This window comes from Terrabacter sp. AAH1, from assembly GCF_054456855.1.
Map to the genome: position 1 here is coordinate 1 of NZ_JBTJJV010000030.1, position 1475 is coordinate 1475.

Annotated in this window: 1 protein-coding gene; it reads right to left on the bottom strand. The window is 69.6% G+C overall.

Features of this window, described 5'->3' with window-relative positions:
- Positions 1 to 1207 (bottom strand): IS110 family RNA-guided transposase (locus tag ACXR8F_RS21490; RefSeq protein ID WP_458803623.1); only part of this gene is annotated, 1207 nt, incomplete at its 3' end.
- Positions 1208 to 1475 lie beyond the last annotated feature (268 nt).

Consider the following 1475-nt stretch of genomic DNA (forward strand, 5'->3'; position numbering starts at 1 on the left):
CCAAGCGTCCGTGTAGGTCGGGGTCGTAGGGCACGTGGTCGTGCCAGCAGCGCCAGAGGATCCTGGTCCAGCTCTGGGCGAGTATTCGTGCGGCGTGTGGGTGCCGGGCTCCACGTTGACGGGCTCGCTGGTAGGTGTCGCTGGCCCAGGCGTTGGCGCGTGGGGTGTCTTGTGCCCAGTCGACCAGGGCTGCGCGGAGCTGCTTGTTGCAGCCGCGGCGGTAGCTCACGGTGCGGTGCTTGCCAGAGGCCCGGGTCGAGGGAGCCACACCGGCTGCGGCCGCGAGTGCTGGCGCGTCGGGGAACCGGGCGCGGCAGTCGCCGATCTCGGCGAGCAGGGTTGCGGCGCGGATGACACCGGCTCGGGGCAGCGACTGGAAGATCGGTCCGTCGGGGTGGGCCAGGAGCGCTTCGCGGATTCGATGCTCGAGCGCGTCCTGCTGGGTGCGCAGTTCGGTGAGCACGTCGACGAGCGTCGTCACGATCACCTCGGAGGCCTCCGCGGCTGCGCCGATGGTTCGGCCTTGGGCGGCTGTGGTCAGGTGGTCGACGAGTCGCCGCGGGGTGTGTCGACCGCAGTAGCGGTTGGCGGTGAGCCAGTGCGCCATCCTCAGCTCGCCGCCGCCTGCGGTCAGCCAAGCCGCTCGTGCTTCGCTGGGGAAGCGTCGCAGGAACGCCAGGCTGATCGGGATGTCGAGCTGGCTGAACAACCCGACCGCGCCCGGGAAGTTGTGCTGGAGGGTGGCGAGCAGCTGGTTGTGCACGGCGATCCGGTGACCGACGAGGTCCTGCCGGGCTCGGACAAGCATTCGCAACGCGAGCGTCTCTTCGCTGTCGGGGCGGACCACCGCCCACCGGCCGGCGTCGGTGCGTAGGGCATCGGCCAGCACGAACGCATCGAACCGGTCGTCCTTGTTGCCCGCGCTGCCATGCCGGGCCCGTAGCGAGGCGACCTGTCGGGCGGAGATCACCACGACCTCGAAGCCGTCGCGCAGCAAGTGCTCGACCACCGGCCCGTCGCCGCGCTCGATCCCGACCCGTGCGACCGACCGCCGGCGCAGCAGGGCCGTGATCGTGGCGAGTCCCGGCCGTGTGTGTGACACGGTCACTTCCTCGACTCGTCGTCCGTGCTCGTCAATGATGCAGAGCGCGTGGTGGCCCCAGGACCAGTCGATCCCGGCATACGTGCTGGTGGGCGTAGCCTCCATGAGAGTGCTCCTTTCCGTCAGCCCACGGAAAACACGCACTCCGGTCCGGGATGTGACGGTCGGTCGCTCACTGAGGCGCTCCGAGGCCGAGAAGCCCGTGGCGCAAAGCCCTATGGCCGATCAGCACGTCCCGGGCCGTCGGGCCCTGCGACTCTCAGTCAGGCCGTCCCCGAAAGCAGGGCGGCTCGCTCAGCCCGGCAGTGACTCGACGACACCGGTAGTGCGACAAGAACTCTGCCCTTGTCACACCCCACGGTCCACCAGTGAG